The following is an 18,584-nucleotide window of genomic DNA, read 5'->3' as shown; positions in this document are numbered from 1 at the left end:
TTCATAAAATTTCACATTTTACTGTAACAAAATTATTGTTACAGTTGTCTTATTATACAGAAAGGTCAAGCAATCAATTTTTAAATACAAATTTTTAGTCATTGAAAATCAATCAATTAATAGTATTTAAAATTATTTTTAAGTACTTTGTATTGCATAATACTAAATTTATTACATATCTTTGTAATGTTAAATAACAAACCATACAAGCTATTAATTAAAAAATAATAATCATGAAAACTCAAATTCTTATTGCAGCTCTATTCTTCAGCGGACTGGTTTCCGCTCAACAGAAAAAAGATAGTTTGAAAGTAAATGCTATTGAGTCAGTCAATATCAAGAAACAGGTTTTCAAAAAACAGGGAGACCGTCTTGTTTACGATGTAGCAGCTTCCCCTATTGCTAAAGGTACTAATACGTTTAACCTTTTAAAGCAGACTCCTATGATTTCAAGCATTGATGGTAAAACGCTAAAGATTCTTGGAAAGTCTGATGCTGTTATTTACATCAATAATAAAAAGACCAATATGGATTCTGAGGCATTGATTGAAATGCTGAAGTCTACTCCATCAGAAGATATCCAGAAAATTGAAGTGATTACAGTTCCGGGAAGTGAATTTCAGGTGGAATCTAAGGAAGGGGTCATCAATATTGTGATGAAGAAGAACAAAAATAATGGCTATAATGGAACTTTGAAAATGCAGAATGAGCAGGCCTATTACAACAATCCGTCAGCAGGAGCTTCTTTTAATTTCAGACAGGGAAAATGGTCAGGAAATTCTAATTTCAGAATGGGAAGCTGGACTGAAAGACAAAGATATACGCTTTCCAACGGAGACCCAACTTTCAGAAATGAATCTTATGGATCTAATGATGATCCTAACAAAAACTTTGGCGGTGGATTTAATGTTGATTATGAAATCAGTAAAAATCAAAGTTTGGGATTATCTTATAATATGAGATATAATAAGAGTTTCAACTCTATTCTTGATATGACGAACTGGCAAAATGGGATATTAATGGACAGAACTGTTAATCATGAAGATGCCCAAACCAGAAATCACTCTTTCAATTTAAATTATGAAATAAAAACTGACTCACTGGGAAGTAAACTGACTTCTAATGTTTCTTATCTGTAGTTTAACAGAGACAAAGCAAGCTTCAATGAAAGCATTCCTTTCGGTATAGACCCTTCCAGTGAAGACTATAAAAAGAGATACTCTGCTTTGCAACAATCTGTACCTCAAATCATCAACAATTATGCAGCTAATATAGACTATCTTAAAAAGACATCCAAAGGAGCAACCTGGTTAATGGGGGTGAGTTATAATTATACAAATACCGATAATGATACCAGACAGGACAAATTAATTGATGGTGAATTTGTAATGGATTCTAAGCAAACCAATCATTTCATTTATAAAGAAAACATTCTGGGTATTTACCTTAATTATGAAAGAAAGCTGACTGAAAAATTATCCGGAAAAATAGGAGCCCGTTATGAAATGACCAGAAGTACAGGGGATATTCTTGGAAAAACAGGATTTGAAAGAAATTATAATAACCTGCTTCCTTATCTGAATCTAAACTATGCCATCAATTCAGATCATAACCTAAGCTACACGTTCTCCAGCAGAATCAGAAGACCAAGATTCTGGGAACTGAATCCTTCCAGAACATATTTTACTCCAACGAATTATACTCAGAATAACCCTTTTGTAATGGCTGCTAAATTTTATAATCAGGAGCTGAACTATATGTACAAAAATGCATTCTATGCCAATCTCAATTATACAATGGTTGATGATGCAGCAGCTTCTGACCTGCTTCCTTTACAGGGAATTTTAACAACTCCACAAACGGATAAAAACGGTAATATCATATATGGTCCAAATGGTGATATGCTTATGCAAAAAATAAAATTCCTGAGATATATAAGAACCAACTATGGGAAGAACAGAGAAATCAGCTTAACACTTGGGATGAACAAGTCCTGGTTTAAAGATATCTGGACCACTAACTATTCTGTGAATCTGGGATATATTGTTTACACAGGCGGGGTTTGGCAGGATCCAACTTCTCAGCTAGGTCTATATGAATCTGAAGAACTGGAGCCTTATATTGTGGATGTTAAAAACTACAATATGTCTGCAACCCTCAACAATATTATTCGTCTTTCATCTAAAAAAGACTGGTTTTTAGGAGTTAATTACTATTTCGGAAGTAAAGTAGCTATGGAAGGCGGTACAATAGGAGTAAGACAAAGCTTAGATATCAATGTTAAAAAAATTATAGGTGACTGGACCGTTGTTGCAGAAGTTAATGACTTATTTAACCAGAGCTTTTACAGCGTGAATGGTATACAGCCTAATGGAAAATACAATAATATAACCAACTTCAACTATCCGCGAGTATTTAGCATTGGAGTAACCTACAACTTCGGAAATCAGAAACTGAAAAAAGCAAGGGAAATGAAATCAGCGAATGATGCTGTAAAATCAAGAACCTAATCTATAAAAACTTACCTCATTTAACCACTCTTAAAAATAACAAACATGAAACGTATACTTTTGTCAATAGCAGTCATATTCGGAACTTGTGCTTTTGCTCAGGAAAAGAAATCTGACTCGACAAAAACTAAAAATATAGAAGGTGTCACCATCACCAAACAGGTTTTCAAAAAACAAAGTGACCGTCTGGTATATGATGTTGCTTCTTCTCCTATAGCCAAAGGAAATACAACCTTCGACATTTTAAAACAGACTCCGTTACTGTCTTCAACCGATGATAAAACATTAAAGATTGCAGGGAAAAACAATGTACTAATCTATATCAACGGAAGAAAATCCACAATGGATGCAGAGTCTTTGGCTCAATTCCTGAAAAATACCCCTGCTGAAAATATCCAGAAAATTGAGGTGATCACTGTACCCGGCAGTGAATATCAGGTAGAATCTTCTGACGGGATCATCAATATCGTTTTAAAGAAGAAAATGAGTGACGGTCTTAACGGAAACATGAGATTCTCCAATACCCAAGGAAAATACAATGGCAGCCAGGCAAGTTTCTCAGCTAATTACAGAAAAGACAAACTGGGAATAAGTGCCAGCCTCAGTGGCGGTGAGAATATTGAGGCTCAGACCTACACTTTGAAAAACAGCAGTGAGGGGGCATCCAATGAATCCACCGGTAATATTGACGATCCAAATAAAAACATTGGCGGCTACCTGAACGTAGATTATCAATTGAATGATAAAAGCAACTTAGCATTATCCTGGAACACCTGGGCCAATAAAAGTTATAATTCAACAGTAGCCCTGTTCAATACTATTATTAATCAAAAAGACGAACCCAGGTATACCTGGTCCAAAAACAAAGAAGATGCAAGAAGTTATAATAACTCGCTCAATTTAAATTATGAATTAAAAACGGATTCTTTAGGAAGTAAGCTGAATATAAACGCAGCATACCTGAATTATAAAAGATTCCAGTCTATAAATAATATGACCTACAATTCCAATATCAACAGAGAGGTATTGGGTGAAAGCACACAATTACTACAGAACCTGCCACAGATTATCAACAATTTCTCAGGAATGGCTGATTATATTCAGAAGTTTAAAAATGATCTGACCATTTCTGTAGGTGGAAATTATAATAAAACCAAAACAGACAATGATACTAAAAACGATACTTATTTCATTGACCCTGCAAAGCCAACAAAGTCAGCACCTAACCATTTTATCTACGATGAAAACATCTATGGTTTCTACGTGACAGCTGAAAAGAAGTTTTCTGATAAAATTTCCGGAAAAATAGGGGCCCGATATGAGATTACCAACAGTTTAGGAACTTCGGATAATCCACCTCCAGATGCAGAAGCTCTTAAAAGGATAGAAAGAAACTACAGCAATTTTCTTCCTTATCTGAGCTTTAACTATGCCATTAATGATAAGAACAATCTCTCTTATTCATTTTCAAGCAGAATGAGAAGACCTAGTTTTTGGGAACTCAATCCGGTTGTGAATAAACTAACAGATGATAACTATACTCAAAACAACCCATTTGTAAAGGCTTCCTCTACATATAATCAGGAGCTGATGTATATGTATAAGAACTCCTACTTTGTAGTTTTAAATCATTCTTATATTAAAGATGCTATCACCCAGGTTCCTCTACAGGGGTATCCAGAAAAGCCTAATGGGGATACCGGTAAAAATCTTGCCTTAAGATATATCAGAACCAATTTTGGAGATAAGCAGGAAATGTCTGCCATGATAGGAGTCCAAAAATCATTCTTTAAACAGTATTGGACGACCAACTTCAGCATAGGTGTTCAACATAACAGAAACAACGGAAGTCTGGATATGGATCCCACTACAGGAGACCGATTCAAAAATGAGTCTGGGCAGTACGTCACCTATGTCAATGATATAAATTCTACCAGTCTATTGATTCAGACCAACAATACTATCCGTCTTGATAAAGCGAAAACATGGTTCCTTGGAGTGAATTTCTTCTATATAGACAAACAGCAGATAGAACTGGGTATGCTACGCGGATTATCAAGTTTAGATCTTAGCATAAAGAAAAACTGGAACGACTGGACCTTTGCCGTGAATGTAAATGATGTCTTAAGAACCAATATTGTGGTAATTGACGATTATCAAAGCAATGGAAACTATAACTATATTCATCAGAATCAATATAAAAGAACCTTAACAGTAAGCCTTACTTACAATTTCGGAAATAAAAAACTGAAAAAGGTAAGAGATATTGAAGGGGCTTCAGATTCTATCAAGAGCAGAACAAGATAAACTATCTTTCTTCATATATATTCAATCAAATTATTTTGTATCTAAACCTGTTGATTCTTCAGCAGGTTTTTTATCTTTAGCTATATGAAAAAGAGTTTACGATTCATTATCTGCTTGATTTTCTTTTTACTGACTGCATGTAAAGAAAACAAAATCAGTATTGGAAACAATATAAGTTTTAGTAAAGAGAAAGATATTCGTTATGGAAAAGGCCCTGAGCAGGTTATGGACCTTTATATTCCTGATAAAAAGCTCACCGGAGAACGTAAAGTCTTTATCATAATTCATGGTGGAGGCTGGCGTGGTGGAGATAAATCTCAGCTTACCTTATTCACATTTTCCCTGATGCAGAGATTTCCCGACCATATTTTTGTGAATATGAATTATAGACTCGCCTCTGCAATGCAATACGGAATTCCCAATCAAACAGATGATATTAAAAGCGTTACTGCGTTTCTCAAAGACAGATTAAGATACAGTCCTGAGTTGATTCTTCTGGGAAACAGCGCTGGTGGGCATTTATCAATGCTTTATGCTTATCATTCTGATATTGATAAAGAGGTAAAAGCGGTGATCAATATTGTAGGTCCTGCCGATCTTTCTGATGCCGGTTTTAAAAACTATGAAGAATATTCTTTTGTGGAAAAACATTTAGTTGACCCTAAAACTTTACCAACCGGAACCTCAGCAATTAATTTTGCAAGCCCAGTGCATTGGATTACCACCACCTCTTCCCCTACCCTTTCCTACTATGGAAAAACAGACCGTGTTATTCCTTTAAGCCAAAATAAAATACTGGATTCGGTTTTGAGTAAAAATAATGTCATCCATGAATCTTATGATTTCAATGGCGGACATCTGGATTGGGATAAGCAGCCTAATAATGTTTTTCTTATTAATAAAATTGAAACATTTCTAAAACATATTGATAAAAAATAAACGCTCTGAAAATTCTCAAAGCGTTTATTTTTTTAATATCCAACGACCTTTTTTGCTTCTGCAGCAGCGGTATTCAGAGTATTTATACATTTAGGAAAATCTTTCATATTATTTCTAAGATCCCAGAATGGCATCAGTACAACTACTGAAAAATCGGTTTCCGGATCATAAAGCATCATGGAAAGATATCCTTCAGTGGCACCATTATGTCCATATCCTACTCCCGGAATGTAGAAACACCCCAAAGAATAATTATGTTGTTCAGGAGTAGTTGCAGGGCCTTTATTGGTTCTCATTAGCTTAACACTTGAAGCATTAAGTACATTCTCTGCTTTCATTATACTTCTGATATATTCAGAAAGCATTTTCATAGTTCCAATCCCGTTTCCTTCTCCTATATGAGCACTTGTATTTTTAAGATTGGTAAACTCGTCATGACTATCATATTTAATGAGTCCTTTCACATAAGGTGCAGGAAGCTGCTTATCTGAAGCAAGCTCCGGAAATTTGATTTTTAGCGGAACCTTTGTACCTGGACCAACAATATAATCATACATATAATTACTGTATGTTTTGTTCATTCCTGCTTTTTGTGAATAAATCCTGGATATAATTTCACTCAGAATAGAGTATCCTGTATTTGAATAGTGATACACTGTATTGGGTGCACCATAGGTAAGGCTGTTTTTTGTTAAAATTTTCACGTATTCCGGAGTAGAAAACTGGTGATCCGGAAAATTATCAAGCATATACTCGGTATAAGTCTGTCCGTTTATATTATACTTTGAAGCATCATTCGTAATATCATATACTCCCGCATTATGTTGCAAAAGCTGCCGGATCGTTATCTGGCTTTTGTTGGGGAAATTCCAATCTGCTCCGTCTGGAGTATAAGGAATATTCGTTCCGGGGATCATCTCTGTAATTTCATCATCCAGGTGCAGCCATCCGTCCTGCATCATTTTTAAAATAGCTGTAGAAGTAAAATTCTTTGTATTGCTTGCAAAACGGAAATAGGTATTTTCGTTAATCACAGTACCGTTTGCTCCTGTTATGGTACTGAAAAGAGTTCCTTTTGGGGAAACTACGTAAACACTCAGTGAGGGAATAGAAGTCTTCAACTCTTTCTGAAGACTGTTGTGAATATTCCGAACAGCTTTATCCAGATTCGACTGGTAGTCCTGATTTTCATTTTTCCCGCAACCTAAGGAAGCAAGCAGAAAAAGTGAAAATGAAATGATTTCAAGTTTTTTCATGGTATGTAGTTTGGTTTATTGTTTTAAAATTATTCAGATTTTACAATCTCTGTCCTTTCAGACATTCCATTGGCATTAAAAGCTTCGATCTGGAAATAATAGGCATCCGTTCTGTCTGCCCCGGTAAAGAAATACTCGTTCTTTTCATATACCATAATGCTTCCGTATAATTTATCAGGAGATTTTCCCCAGTAGATAACATATCCATCCGCTTCAGGGTTTTGCTGCCATTTCATCCATATACTTCTTCTTTCTCCATATTTTTTAGCATCAGCTCTGAGAGGAACAAATCCTTCTACTTTTTTTGGCTTTTCCCCTGCTCCTTTTCCAAATACCCTGAAACCGCTCAGTGCAAATTTTCCTGTGGGCATTTTAAGGTTTTCCATTTTAAGGAACCTTGCCGACACTGGTTTTTCAAGCTCAATATAATCATGAGGAACATCCTTTGTGTTTTTGCTTTTATCTACAATGACCTTCCATTTTTTCCCATCATTTGAACCATAGATTTTGTACTGATGCATTTTGCCTAAGGTCTTCCCCATAAACTCAGCATCCTGGTCTGCATAATTAATCTGGATGGCATTGATGGTGGATACTTCCCCAAGATCGGTCTGGAACCATTCTCCTGCATTTCCTGTTTTAGAACTCCAATACGTCTTAATATCTTCATCTACGGCAAAATTGGGCTGATAACTTCCAAAGGTAGACGAAACCTGAACAGGTTTATTATAATTAAGTAACATCCATCCGGCAAAAAGACCTTTTGAAAAATCTTTCCCCTGTGCATACTGTGGTAAGTAAGTCGGGTAATCTCCATATGCTGTATTGGTATACATGACATCATCTTTATCGAATCCTGCAGGCCATATTCCCAGTCTTCTTTCAAAATTATTTTTCGTGGAAATAAAAATGGTTGAAACATGCCACCAGTTTTTATAATTATCTTCAAAGGTTGCTCCATGTCCGGCTCCTCGTGCAAATCCTCCCGGTTTATAAGAAAACGGATTGTGCTGCTGGTATTCGAAGCCTTCTAAAGGATTTTTACTTACATATACACCATCTGAATATCCGCTGAACTCAGTAGCCGGAGCGCCATACTGCATATAATATTTCCCATTGTGTTTGGTCATCCAAGCTCCTTCCACAAAGGGCTGAAGAAAAACATTATCATTATATTCCCCAAATCTTTCCCAGCCATGGTCTTCCGGTTTCAGTTTAATGATAGGCTTTACGAAGCCTTCAGACTGAAGGGTTTTAACTTTTACTTCTGTTCCCAATAAAGGCCATTCGTTACTGGATCCCCAGTACAGGTAGAGCTTATTTTTATCTTCATCATAATGGAATGCCGGATCCCAGGCACCTACTTTTAAAGTATCCACAGCAATTTTCCAGTCGTCTTTCGTAGGATCTGTACTTTTCCAGATCGGAAAATCCTGTTCCCAGGTAGAGCCATACACATACAGTGTATCTTTCATTGCCCATACCGCCGGAGCGTTGAGATCATGAATATATTTATTATCCCTGAGAAATTTTCTTTTGATAAACTTCCAGTCCAGCATATCATCACTATACCAATACCCTTCCTGATTCGTAGAGAAAAGGAAAAGTTTATTTTTAAAATTGACAATAACCGGATCTGCTGTAGCACGGTGTTTTCCTTGTTTTGAAAAGACTTCAAAAGGAGTATAACCATAATCTATATTGATCGGATTACAGAATGTTTTCTGTTGTCCTCCCACAAATATTCCGAGGAAAATTGCTAAAGTTAAAAAGTATTGTCTCATTTTTAGATTTTAAAAATTCCAGACAAAGTTAGCTAACTTTTTTCGGTCTTCTCCAGATAAAACCATCTAACAGGTAGTGAGTAAGCTGCGGAACGACTAATAAGGGTACCAAAAACTGAAGCAGACTCTCTGAAACAGCCAGATCCATTGAAAAGTGTTCATTCCACACCAAGGTTTCCCATAAAAACTCTTCCAGTAAGGCTAAGCATAAAATAATGCCTACAAATAAAAAGATCCCTGAAAATGGTTTAAAAACCTGCATCCAGTTCAACTGACGATGATCTTTCTGTTTAATTTCACGGATATAGATCAGGGCAATATATGGAATCCCATGGGAAACTACATTCAGAAAAGTGAAAAGCAGATCATTATTAAAATATATGATTCCAAAATACCAGGATAAATAAGTTCCGGTAATCAATGCTGTTTTAGGAATATTGACCGTCTTAGTTTTAATGATTTCAACGATAGTTTTTATAATCCAAACCGTTACAATAAGAATATACAGAACCGTAATAACACCAATATAATCCGGTAAATTTTTAAGCCAGTCAAATTCATTATTCACAAACCAGGTAAAGGCACGTGGGGTTTTAAACCAATATAACATGGGAAATACAGTAGCGGTATAGATCGCAACCTCATCTATTTTCTTACTCCAGTTATCCGGTTCAAAACGGGCATAGATCCTCATAAAACCATACTGCTGTCGGATAAAATGAAATACAGCAATGAGTGCCAGTACTGACCAGAACGTTAAAGCTCCAAATTGGAACAAAGCAATTCCCAAGCACCAGCTTATAACCGGTATGCCCAAATACAACAGCTTTCTCCTTTGTACTTCAGCTTTCACGAAATAGGTTTTAAACAAAGTGGAATACACATGTGCTACATCTACAAAAACAATCAGGAAAAGCCATGTATAAAAGGAATAATGATTCTCCAACCCCTGAATTTGCTTCTGAAAAAGAAAAATGATCAACAATACCAGAAATGGTGGGGATAAGATAAACCACCAGTCTGTTTTTGCATTATGTATCCAAGGTTGTTTCATCTGTGATAGTAATTTGTTTTTTAAAATCAATCAGCCTTGTCAAGGTTTAAAACCTTGACAAGGTTATTTCTTTAGATTATATACCAATCATGGGGACTTAAAACATTTGTTGGGCTGTTCTTATTCCCTGATAGAAAGCTTCTTCAAAAATAGAAATTCCTGAAAGATCGGAATGGGCAAAAAATACTTTTCCTTCAATAGGCTCTTTGGCTGCTTTTGTATGTTCTCCAAAAATCTGATCCAGAACGGGAGCGATCATAGCATGGCCTATTTTATGAAACTGCATTTCCAAAATAAAATCTTCTATCAAAGGATGAGCTTTCTTCAGGTCCTCTAAAACTAAGTTTTTCAGTTCAGATTCTTTCATAGAATACAGCTTCTTCCTTGCCTTTTTACAATCGTTGGTAGAGAAGCTTTTATAGTAAGTAATCACTTTCTCGCCGATGACCTGACTGATATTCTGATGCTGATCAAAAATATATCCTAAGCCGGATGATCCATAAATCACGTTATCCCAAGCAAGCTCTTCATCTCCTCCAAAATCATTTTTCAGGGTAATGGTTGTCAATAACCATGGAACATAATGGAATGGTGATGCTTTTCTGTTTTTAAATATTCTTTCATTGACAAACTGTGGAGTGGCTAATAAAACTTTATCAGCAATGATCTTTCTGGTCTTCTTCTGAACATTGTCAAAACTTAAAACTTCGACCTTATCATTGATCTCAATATCAAAAACTAAGTTTTTAGTTAATATTTTATCTTTTGTATACTTTGAAAGATAATGAGTTAGCTTTGCATTTCCTTCCGGCCATGTGAATACCTGATCCTTATATTTTTTACTCCAATTGTTTTTTCTGCCGGCAAAATAATGAATTCCTGCCCAGGCTGAAACATAATCTATTCCTAAACCATAATCATCTCTGCAGGAATAATCCAACAGCCAGAGAAGTTCCTCTGATTTGAAATCATATTCTTGTAACCAATCTTTGAAAAGCATCTTTTCCAACGCGAGAACCTCATCTTCCCTGCTGGAATCATGAACAGGAATCGCAAACCAATAGTTTCCATGGATGTCTTTCTTTTGGCGAAAACCATCCATCATTTTAAAGAAACGGTCAAGCTCTTGCTGTACCTCTGCAGAAATACCTTTTTGAGGAACAATATCATTCTGCCATGAGTTTTTATAGAACAGTCTTTCCTGTTGTGGAAAAGTCATCTGATACTCATCCAAAACAGGTTCTCCGTTCTCTTCTGTTCCCTGACAAATCCCAAATTCAGCAAGGAAATCTATAATCTCAGTATTCTCTTTATTGGGTAGGGGCAGATAATGTGCTCCCAGCGGAAATTTTGAAAATGAGTTCTGGCCGTTGGAGGAATTTCCTCCCAAATGGTCTTCCATTTCAAGTAAAAGATAATCATTTTCACCGTGCTGACTGAAAAACCTGCAGGCAGAAAGCCCAGAGATCCCTCCACCTACCACGAGATACTTAATGTGGATAACTTCGGAAAATTGTGGAAAATCCTTTGCCCATAGCTTATGTCCTAAAACATGGTTGGTGCCTGTGATTTTCAACAACAGAGATTTTACCTTCTTTCCACAATATTGCAGAAAGGGAAGCATCAATACACCCAACATCACTGTTTTCAGGAAATCTTTTCTACTGAACTTTCCCCCACTCTTCATCAAAATAACGGACTAATATCTGGTTATCCAGACGGTTAACTTCTACTTCATTCACTTTCATATCTTTGTTGAAGTAAGATATTTGTGAAAAATCATAATCATAGTATTTCAGATTGGGAAGCCTTCTGTAGATCTTATTCTTCACCGGCTCAAATGAGGCCATTGAAAAACCCCATTCTCCAAAAGACGGAACATATGTATGATATGCTGAAGTAAAAGGAAAAATCTGATTAAGCGTTTTCTCTATGCACCAAAATGATTTAGGGGCAAAATAAGGAGAGGTGGTTTGTACTACAATTTTAGTATCCGGAGTAGTCAATCTTTCAAGCTCTTTATAAAACTGCAGAGAATACAGTTTTCCTAAGCTGTAATTGGACGGATCCGGAAAGTCAATGATGATGACATTAAACTTCTTTTTATTTTCTTTTACCCAGATATAAGCATCTTTGTTGATCACTTCCACCTTTGGATTAGACAAAGAACTTTGATTCAGTCTTCGCATGGTTTCATTGGTTTTGAAGAAATCAGTCATTTCGCCATCCAAATCAACGAGCTGAATGTTTTTCACCTCTTTATATTTCAGAACCTCACGTACTACAAAACCGTCACCGCCACCCAAAATTAATACATTATCAATATTTTTAGCCATCGACATTGCCGGATGTACCAATGCTTCATGATAACGGTACTCATCAGTTGAGGAAAACTGCAGGTTATTGTTCAAATACAGCCTGAATTCACGATTACTTCTTGTTAAAACAATTCTCTGATAGGGAGAACTTTTTGTATATACAATATTTTCCCCATAAAGCTTCTCCTCAGAATAAGACAAAATCTTATCTGAAAAAATGAAAAGCCCAACCAATAAGATAAATGCAGCAATTGATTTTATTTTTAATAAGAATGGTTTTGATAGTTCTTTTTTAAGATAAAAGCATAAAAATATGGCAATGGAAATATTAATTAACCCGAAGAACAAAGGTGTTTTTACAATTCCCAACTGCGGAATTAAAACCAAAGGAAAAAGAATAGATGCAAGTAAAGCCCCGATATAATCAAAGGCAAAAACATTTGAAACCAAATCTTTAAACTGAACCTTATCTTTCAGAATATTCATTAAAAGCGGAATTTCCACACCTACCAAACATCCTGTGAAAAAGACAAAGAGATATAGAACACTTTCAAAATGGGCCAGGGTATTAAACAATACAAACAGTACTACTGAGCTGACTCCGCCAACAATTCCTACCAGAATTTCAATCTCTACGAATTTATCGATAAGATTCCCCTTAATGAATTTAGCCAGATAGGAACCTACTCCCATAGAAAACAGGTAGACCCCAATGATAAAGGAAAACTGCTTTACCGAGTCTCCTAAAAGATAGCTTGCCAACGCTCCCGCCACCAATTCATAAATCAATCCGCATGTAGCAATAACAAATACCGAAAACAGTAAAAGCAGCTCAAGAGGAATCCTCTTTTTATCCATGAATCGCTGCGCTTATAATCATTGAAATTCCGATGATAAAAGCCCCGAAAACAATAGCCAGTGCTATATTTTTATTTTGAGCAATCTCATGCCATGTTTTTTCGGGAGTCAATTTCTCTATGATAAAATAACATACCAGTAAAATGGCAATTCCTAAAAATGAATAAAGAACTGAATTGAATATAGGTAATACATTCATGTTGTCCATAGTTTTTAATTTTTATTTGTGATAGTATCTGTAAAATCCTGTTCGGGAATGACTTTTTGTGGTTCCGTCGCGATATTTTTCTGTTTTTACACAGTCGCAGAATTGGTTTCCTGTAAATGTAAGGTAAACGAACCAGCCCATAAAAAATCCTCCGATGGTAAACAGCAGCCAGTTGCTTTTGATATAATTAATTACTCTTTCCATAGTTTAATTATTGGAATAGGGTGAATTGGAACTATTACTCCATTTGCCTGATTCAAAAATACGTTTCATCCAGGAGATTACTACAGCAAATATGATAAGACAGGCCAACACAATTCCAAAGTTCCAGAAGGAAACCGGCAGCCAGCTTGCTTTAATATTTACAGAAGGATTTCTTTCATAGTTTCCGGGATAACCATATTCCTGAGGCATATTGGTAAGGATAGAATCTAATTTCCCTGTTTCTTTCATATTATTCTGAAGGCCGGTTCTCAGTATAATATCATTGGCAAGAATACCTCTTTCGCCATAGGTACTGATGGTTTGGTCTTTATCATTTTTGAGAAAGAAGCTTCCTGCATCGTTTTTAATGATAGAAAAATCTGCATTATCCGGCCTGTAGCCAGATTTAAACAGGTCTTTTGTACCACTTTCTTTTTCTGCTGAGATCAGAAAATGATAAGTTCCTCCAGGAATACCGCACAGATTAAAGTCTTCAGTAGTACTTCCTTCACTCCAGCTTTCTCCTCCTTCAAATCCGGAATATTTTTCAATATCCTTGGAAGCATAAATTACTTCGTTGGTTTTTTCATTTACAAGGCCGAGGCCTACATTCGCCCAGGAGTTATCCACATCAGAAAATACATGTACTTTTAACGGGGCAGATCCGCCTGAAAGAGTAAAGCTTTTACTTACCATCTCTTTATCAGTAACATCTGCAAAGTTGACACCCTGCTCAAAGACAGTCTGATTACTTCTTGAGGTTACCACATATAACTGCAAGATACAGATCAATAAAGCTGTAATTGCCATAATATTGGTACATTGTTTAACATTAAAGAGAAACGGCTGAACAATTCCTGTTCCAGAGCGGTAAGGCATATCTGTTATACCGAATGCTTTTTTAATTTCACCCCTTGAAATATGGTTTCCTTTGAAAAACTGCAATGATTTACCATATTGTTCCCGAGAAATCATTTCGGTACCGTTTACATATTCTTTATAGTACGCTAACCCGGACTGTAATTTTTCTTCAAAAAAACCGGCAGCAGCATGAACGTTACAGGGTGTGGTTTCATACCATCTGTATTTCTTACCATCTGCTTCAGCATAATATTGGAATTCTTTAAAGGCAAAATCTACAGGACGAAGGAAAACCCAGTGGCCGTCACTTTCACTCAGATACACATTGTTTCCGGTACGGTCTTTCAGAGCATATTCCCGCCAAAAGGTATCTGAACCATATTTTTTAATAACAATATTAATTATCCAGTACTCCTTACCATATAGCAAACCCTTGCGCCCTACTTCCAGGACAACATTTTCTACAGGCTTTTTAACAATCTTTCTCTTGACAGACTGTCCTATTGTAATGAGATTATTACAATGGCTGCAGACAAATTCTTCAATGGAAAAATCTATGGCCAGATCATTATTATGAGTTCGGCAAACGGGACATATATGATCCATTTTTATCTGTAAATTTTGTGTTTCTGAATGGTATTAGCTTTAAAATACTGAACAACCTCATCCGCAATCTGCTCTACTTTTGCGGTATTATCCTGAGTATAATTACAAAGGAAAACATCGAAAGTAAGCTGTTTAAATTCCGGCCATGTATGAATACAGAGATGTGATTCTTTAAGGCAGACTGCCGAAGTGAAACTCTGATTTTCAAATACATGATTGGTAATTCCTACAATCTCTACTTCTTTTGTTTTGAGAATACGTTCTGTAAAAGCAAGAAAACCTGTGCTGTCTAATAACAAATCTTCTGACTCTGTTTCCAAAGTCAGAAGAATATGTAAACCTTTATTTGATAATGGGTTCAATTAATTTTTTCGTAAATATATTATTTTTTTGGAAGAAAAACCTCTGCCAGCATACATCTTGCACTTCCCCCTCCGTTTACCTCAATGGTATTTAAATCTGAATAAATAATTTCACAATATTTTTCAATGGCAGCTACCTGTTCCTGATTTAAAGATTGATAAGCTGTCTGACTCATGACAAGGAATTTTTCTCCATCTTTATTCTGAACCTGAAGCATATTTCCAGCAAACTGCTGCATTTGATCTTCTGAAATTTCAACGATTTCTTTTCCTGAATTCTTGATGGTTTCAATCACCTTTTCTCTTTCCAATTCATCATCAATACAATCAAGGCAGATCACTACAAATTTATCTGCCACGCACATCATGACATTGGTGTGATAGATAGGTAGTCTTTCTGTACCCACAGTCTGATAAGAATGGAAAACAACCGGTGTAAAGTCATACTTTTCACAGAATTCTCTGAATAGGTTTTCGTCTAACCTCAAAGAGACAGATCCGTATGCAATCTTATTATCGTGATCGAAGATCATACTTCCCGTTCCTTCCAGGAAATGCCCCTGAGTTTCAGGAAATGACCAGTCATCAATTTCAGCGACTTCAAATCCCTGATCTTTGATGCTTTCAATAATATCATCTCTTCTCTCCACTCTTCTGTTGGAAGCAAACATCGGGTATAAAACCACTTTTCCGTCTTTGTGGAAACTTACCCAGTTATTTGGGAAAATAGAATCCGGGGTATGAGGATCCAATGTATCTTTAATAGTAATTACATTGATCCCTTTTTCTCTCAGTTTCCCAACGAAGGTATTGAATTCTGCCAAAGCTTTTGACTGAATATCAGAACCTGTCTGTTCTACCTGAAAGTAATTATTTTTCGCAGTTTCTGCGTTGTAACCGAATGCAATCGGTTCTATCATTAATACTGTATCTGTTGTTTGCATTTCTTTTAAGTTTGAGGGTGTTAGTGTATGAGGGTTGGAGAGTTGCCAGCCTGATTGATCACTCTTTCTATTCTGTATCGAATGAAGAAAATGAGCACCATTTTTCTGACTGGTTGATCATATTAATTAACATCCCTATTATTTGATTATACTGATTATGTAAGTTATTAAACTGCTCTTCGTTTATATAATGGCAAGCGTAGGCAAATTGACTCCATGTTTGAGTTTCCCTTGCTTCGCCTTCAGAGTCTGTAAGCTTAGCAACAAAGGATTTCTCATATCTTCTTTTCCCCCACGCCTCACTTACATTAGCTGTTACAGATCTTGATGATCTTCGTATCTGATCAGTAAGAGAATAGAGTTCTTCTTTTGGAAATGTTTTTGATAATTCGTAAATCTGTTGGACCATCTCAAAAGACTTTTGATATACTTTTAGGTCCTGGTGAAATTTAATCGTTGACATACTTATTATTTAATATTAAAAATTCTTCCCAAACTCACTCTAAAACTCTCCCACTCTATAACCCTATAACTCAACTATTCTCTTACAAGCGGCATTGTAGAGCATCTCAACAAACCACCCATTTTAGAGATTTCTCTGTATGGGATTTCCTCTACAGTCATTCCCCATTCGTTTCTTAAATGGTTGTTCATTCTTGTGAATGCTTTGTCTGAAACGACAACATCCGGAGAAATAGAGAAAATATTCGGGAACATTTCAAACATTTCTTCATCATTGATGTGGAAGCAGTTTTCTTCTCCGAAAATATCGATGATCAGGCGGTAATCGCTTTCGTCAACAAATCCATTTTTGTAGATGATGCATTTGTCTTCTCCCACCGGATTGAAAGCACAGTCCAGATGTAAGATTCCCTCAAACGGAATTTTATCATTTTTCTTCAGTTCAAGATCAATGATTCTTTTCTTGGGGAAGTATTCTTTTAAAATTTCAATGGCATACTCGTTGGTTCTTGCCGTTTTATAGTTTCTGTAATCTTCGCTGAAACAGGTTCCGATGAAAATAAAATCATTCCATACGATCACATCACCACCTTCAATATGTGCTGTTTCCGGAAGATTGATAATCTTTCTCCAGGCCACTTTTTCAAAAACGCTTTTGTATGCTTCCTGTTCATCTGCTCTGTCTGCAATCACATTTGAAATGATCATTTTATCATCAATTACAAATGCTACATCTCTTGAAAAGACCTGATTATAATCTTGGATAATGCTTGGGCGTAATACTTCAACGTCATACTTTTTTAATACCGCTTCAAAAGCGTTCATTTCATTGATAATATCCTCTTCTTTAGGATAAATGTTGTGTTCAATTGAGTAATATGACTTAGCGTCATAACTTTCCTCTAGCGTGGGAACGGCTCCCAATGAATTAGGCTGGCCCAGAACTACTGATCTCAGCCTGCCCGTTTCGTTTTTAATGTTTAGTCTCATAAAGATTTATGCAATACTACAAATATAAGTAAAGGTCTCTATCTAGAAAACTTTTGGATTATTTTATACCTGAATTTCGGCCTCCGCAAGAACCTCCTTTCAGCGAAATTCACCCCCTATTCAACAAACCACAGTATAAAGTATAAAAGAACATCTATAAACTACTATATTTCATCTACATAAGGACAAAAAAATAGATTTTTTTATAATTTAATTTCCTACATTAGTGATATAATTTTCGCGAAATTATATATATTAAAACTTAACTATTAACATCAAAAACAAAGTTATGAACAAGAACATTCAAGTGCTGAAAAAGGCACAAAAATTAGGTAGAGACCAACAAAAATCAGTAATCGGAGGAGCAATACCAGGCAGAAGATGTTGTGAGTGGGATGATGTCACTGGAAAATGTTTCATCTGGACATGTGACAGATGTATGTGCCCATAAAATATCCTAGGCCGTTTCTACAAAATGCAGAGGCGGCTTTTTAATACTTTATCATCAATCTGCTTTTGGAAAAGATATTTATACGAGACTCTTTATTTTTCTTTTTTGAGTATAAAATATCCTCATTATTTTATGAAAAAAAACATTACAACCTCATCTAAAAAGATACAAAATTCTATATTTCATATACATAATGATGAATTTTTCTTTTTTAAATAAAATAAATTCCTATATTAGTGATATAATTTCCGTGAAATTATATTGTTTACAAATTAACTATTAACATCAAAAAATCAAAATCATGAACAAGAACAATTCAGTGCTTAAAAACGCGCAAAAATTAGGAAGAGAGCAACAAAAATCAGTAACCGGAGGAATTGGCCCTACTAAGCCAAGATACTGCTGTGAATGGAATGACGACGGTAGCTGCAGAATCTGGACATGTGGTAACTGCGTTTGCCCTTAATAAA

At 35.7% G+C, this 18,584-nt stretch carries 17 protein-coding genes; 5 read left to right on the top strand and 12 right to left on the bottom strand.

The features are described from left to right. Positions 1 to 233 precede the first annotated feature (233 nt). From DRF65_RS29030 to DRF65_RS25055, 4 genes are all read left to right on the top strand, one after another. On the top strand, positions 234 to 1,139 hold the full coding sequence (locus DRF65_RS29030) for a TonB-dependent receptor (RefSeq protein WP_228438943.1): 906 nt from the start codon (positions 234 to 236) through the stop codon (positions 1,137 to 1,139). Between the two features lie 33 nt (positions 1,140 to 1,172). Further along, positions 1,173 to 2,510: an outer membrane beta-barrel family protein gene (locus tag DRF65_RS29025; RefSeq protein WP_317126217.1), complete on the top strand. Its 1,338-nt coding sequence runs from the start codon at positions 1,173 to 1,175 to the stop codon at positions 2,508 to 2,510. Between the two features lie 45 nt (positions 2,511 to 2,555). After that, a complete protein-coding gene (locus DRF65_RS25060) occupies positions 2,556 to 4,817 on the top strand; it encodes a TonB-dependent receptor domain-containing protein (protein ID WP_115973442.1) in 2,262 nt (753 codons plus the stop codon). An 84-nt stretch (positions 4,818 to 4,901) separates the two neighbouring features. Next, positions 4,902 to 5,756 carry an alpha/beta hydrolase gene (locus DRF65_RS25055; RefSeq protein ID WP_115973441.1) on the top strand — a complete coding sequence of 285 codons (855 nt, stop codon included), beginning with the start codon at positions 4,902 to 4,904 and terminating at the stop codon, positions 5,754 to 5,756. Between the two features lie 32 nt (positions 5,757 to 5,788). Here the strand turns inward: DRF65_RS25055 and DRF65_RS25050 are convergent, their stop codons facing one another. From DRF65_RS25050 to DRF65_RS24995, 12 genes are all read right to left on the bottom strand, one after another. Then, on the bottom strand, positions 5,789 to 7,012 hold the full coding sequence (locus DRF65_RS25050) for a serine hydrolase domain-containing protein (RefSeq protein ID WP_115973440.1): 1,224 nt from the start codon (positions 7,010 to 7,012) through the stop codon (positions 5,789 to 5,791). A gap of 29 nt (positions 7,013 to 7,041) precedes the next feature. Further along, positions 7,042 to 8,796: a discoidin domain-containing protein gene (locus tag DRF65_RS25045; protein ID WP_115973439.1), complete on the bottom strand. Its 1,755-nt coding sequence runs from the start codon at positions 8,794 to 8,796 to the stop codon at positions 7,042 to 7,044. Positions 8,797 to 8,824: 28 nt separating this feature from the next. Then, positions 8,825 to 9,850 (bottom strand): hypothetical protein, encoded by a 1,026-nt coding sequence (locus tag DRF65_RS25040; protein ID WP_115973438.1) that lies wholly within the window; start codon positions 9,848 to 9,850, stop codon positions 8,825 to 8,827. 97 nt (positions 9,851 to 9,947) lie between these two features. After that, positions 9,948 to 11,537, bottom strand: a complete 1,590-nt coding sequence (locus DRF65_RS25035; protein ID WP_115973437.1) for an NAD(P)/FAD-dependent oxidoreductase — start codon at positions 11,535 to 11,537, stop codon at positions 9,948 to 9,950. Beyond that, positions 11,512 to 13,026 (bottom strand): polyamine aminopropyltransferase, encoded by a 1,515-nt coding sequence (locus DRF65_RS25030; RefSeq protein WP_115973436.1) that lies wholly within the window; start codon positions 13,024 to 13,026, stop codon positions 11,512 to 11,514. Before DRF65_RS25030 ends, DRF65_RS25035 begins: the two co-directional genes overlap by 26 nt. Then, the gene (locus tag DRF65_RS25025; RefSeq protein WP_115973435.1) at positions 13,019 to 13,234 is read right to left on the bottom strand and encodes a DUF350 domain-containing protein; all 216 of its coding nucleotides are present in this window, start codon (positions 13,232 to 13,234) and stop codon (positions 13,019 to 13,021) included. Before DRF65_RS25025 ends, DRF65_RS25030 begins: the two co-directional genes overlap by 8 nt. 12 nt (positions 13,235 to 13,246) lie before the next feature. Beyond that, positions 13,247 to 13,438, bottom strand: coding sequence for a hypothetical protein (locus DRF65_RS25020; RefSeq protein WP_115973434.1), 192 nt, complete (start codon positions 13,436 to 13,438; stop codon positions 13,247 to 13,249). A gap of 3 nt (positions 13,439 to 13,441) precedes the next feature. Beyond that, positions 13,442 to 14,905: a DUF4178 domain-containing protein gene (locus DRF65_RS25015; protein ID WP_115973433.1), complete on the bottom strand. Its 1,464-nt coding sequence runs from the start codon at positions 14,903 to 14,905 to the stop codon at positions 13,442 to 13,444. Between the two features lie 2 nt (positions 14,906 to 14,907). Beyond that, positions 14,908 to 15,267, bottom strand: coding sequence for an S-adenosylmethionine decarboxylase family protein (locus tag DRF65_RS25010; RefSeq protein ID WP_115973432.1), 360 nt, complete (start codon positions 15,265 to 15,267; stop codon positions 14,908 to 14,910). A gap of 20 nt (positions 15,268 to 15,287) precedes the next feature. After that, entirely contained in the window at positions 15,288 to 16,211 is a 924-nt protein-coding gene (gene ctlX / locus DRF65_RS25005; protein WP_115973431.1) for a citrulline utilization hydrolase CtlX, read from the bottom strand. A gap of 67 nt (positions 16,212 to 16,278) precedes the next feature. After that, on the bottom strand, positions 16,279 to 16,674 hold the full coding sequence (locus DRF65_RS25000; protein WP_115973430.1) for a four helix bundle protein: 396 nt from the start codon (positions 16,672 to 16,674) through the stop codon (positions 16,279 to 16,281). A gap of 74 nt (positions 16,675 to 16,748) precedes the next feature. After that, entirely contained in the window at positions 16,749 to 17,663 is a 915-nt protein-coding gene (locus tag DRF65_RS24995) for a dimethylarginine dimethylaminohydrolase family protein (RefSeq protein ID WP_115973429.1), read from the bottom strand. Positions 17,664 to 18,415: 752 nt separating this feature from the next. Here DRF65_RS24995 and DRF65_RS28670 point away from each other — a divergent pair. Beyond that, positions 18,416 to 18,580, top strand: a complete 165-nt coding sequence (locus tag DRF65_RS28670; protein ID WP_165852311.1) for a hypothetical protein — start codon at positions 18,416 to 18,418, stop codon at positions 18,578 to 18,580. Positions 18,581 to 18,584: the final 4 nt, after the last annotated feature.

It is taken from the genome of Chryseobacterium pennae (assembly GCF_003385515.1).
Taxonomy (GTDB): Bacteria; Bacteroidota; Bacteroidia; order Flavobacteriales; family Weeksellaceae; genus Chryseobacterium; species Chryseobacterium pennae.
Note: the sequence above shows the minus strand (reverse complement) of the source record. Positions and strands in the feature narration are given on the sequence as shown.

What these genes read in the sequence shown, in the direction of transcription:
- DRF65_RS28670 (WP_165852311.1), top strand. Translation starts at nt 18,416, where the DNA reads ATGAACAAGAACAATTCAGTGCTTAAAAACGCGCAAAAATTAGGAAGA.
- DRF65_RS25025 (WP_115973435.1), bottom strand. Translation starts at nt 13,234, where the DNA reads ATGGACAACATGAATGTATTACCTATATTCAATTCAGTTCTTTATTCA.
- DRF65_RS25040 (WP_115973438.1), bottom strand. Translation starts at nt 9,850, where the DNA reads ATGAAACAACCTTGGATACATAATGCAAAAACAGACTGGTGGTTTATC.
- DRF65_RS25000 (WP_115973430.1), bottom strand. Translation starts at nt 16,674, where the DNA reads ATGTCAACGATTAAATTTCACCAGGACCTAAAAGTATATCAAAAGTCT.
- DRF65_RS25045 (WP_115973439.1), bottom strand. Translation starts at nt 8,796, where the DNA reads ATGAGACAATACTTTTTAACTTTAGCAATTTTCCTCGGAATATTTGTG.
- ctlX (WP_115973431.1), bottom strand. Translation starts at nt 16,211, where the DNA reads ATGCAAACAACAGATACAGTATTAATGATAGAACCGATTGCATTCGGT.
- DRF65_RS25015 (WP_115973433.1), bottom strand. Translation starts at nt 14,905, where the DNA reads ATGGATCATATATGTCCCGTTTGCCGAACTCATAATAATGATCTGGCC.
- DRF65_RS25030 (WP_115973436.1), bottom strand. Translation starts at nt 13,026, where the DNA reads ATGGATAAAAAGAGGATTCCTCTTGAGCTGCTTTTACTGTTTTCGGTA.
- DRF65_RS25050 (WP_115973440.1), bottom strand. Translation starts at nt 7,012, where the DNA reads ATGAAAAAACTTGAAATCATTTCATTTTCACTTTTTCTGCTTGCTTCC.
- DRF65_RS24995 (WP_115973429.1), bottom strand. Translation starts at nt 17,663, where the DNA reads ATGAGACTAAACATTAAAAACGAAACGGGCAGGCTGAGATCAGTAGTT.
- DRF65_RS25020 (WP_115973434.1), bottom strand. Translation starts at nt 13,438, where the DNA reads ATGGAAAGAGTAATTAATTATATCAAAAGCAACTGGCTGCTGTTTACC.
- DRF65_RS25035 (WP_115973437.1), bottom strand. Translation starts at nt 11,537, where the DNA reads ATGAAGAGTGGGGGAAAGTTCAGTAGAAAAGATTTCCTGAAAACAGTG.
- DRF65_RS25055 (WP_115973441.1), top strand. Translation starts at nt 4,902, where the DNA reads ATGAAAAAGAGTTTACGATTCATTATCTGCTTGATTTTCTTTTTACTG.
- DRF65_RS29030 (WP_228438943.1), top strand. Translation starts at nt 234, where the DNA reads ATGAAAACTCAAATTCTTATTGCAGCTCTATTCTTCAGCGGACTGGTT.
- DRF65_RS25060 (WP_115973442.1), top strand. Translation starts at nt 2,556, where the DNA reads ATGAAACGTATACTTTTGTCAATAGCAGTCATATTCGGAACTTGTGCT.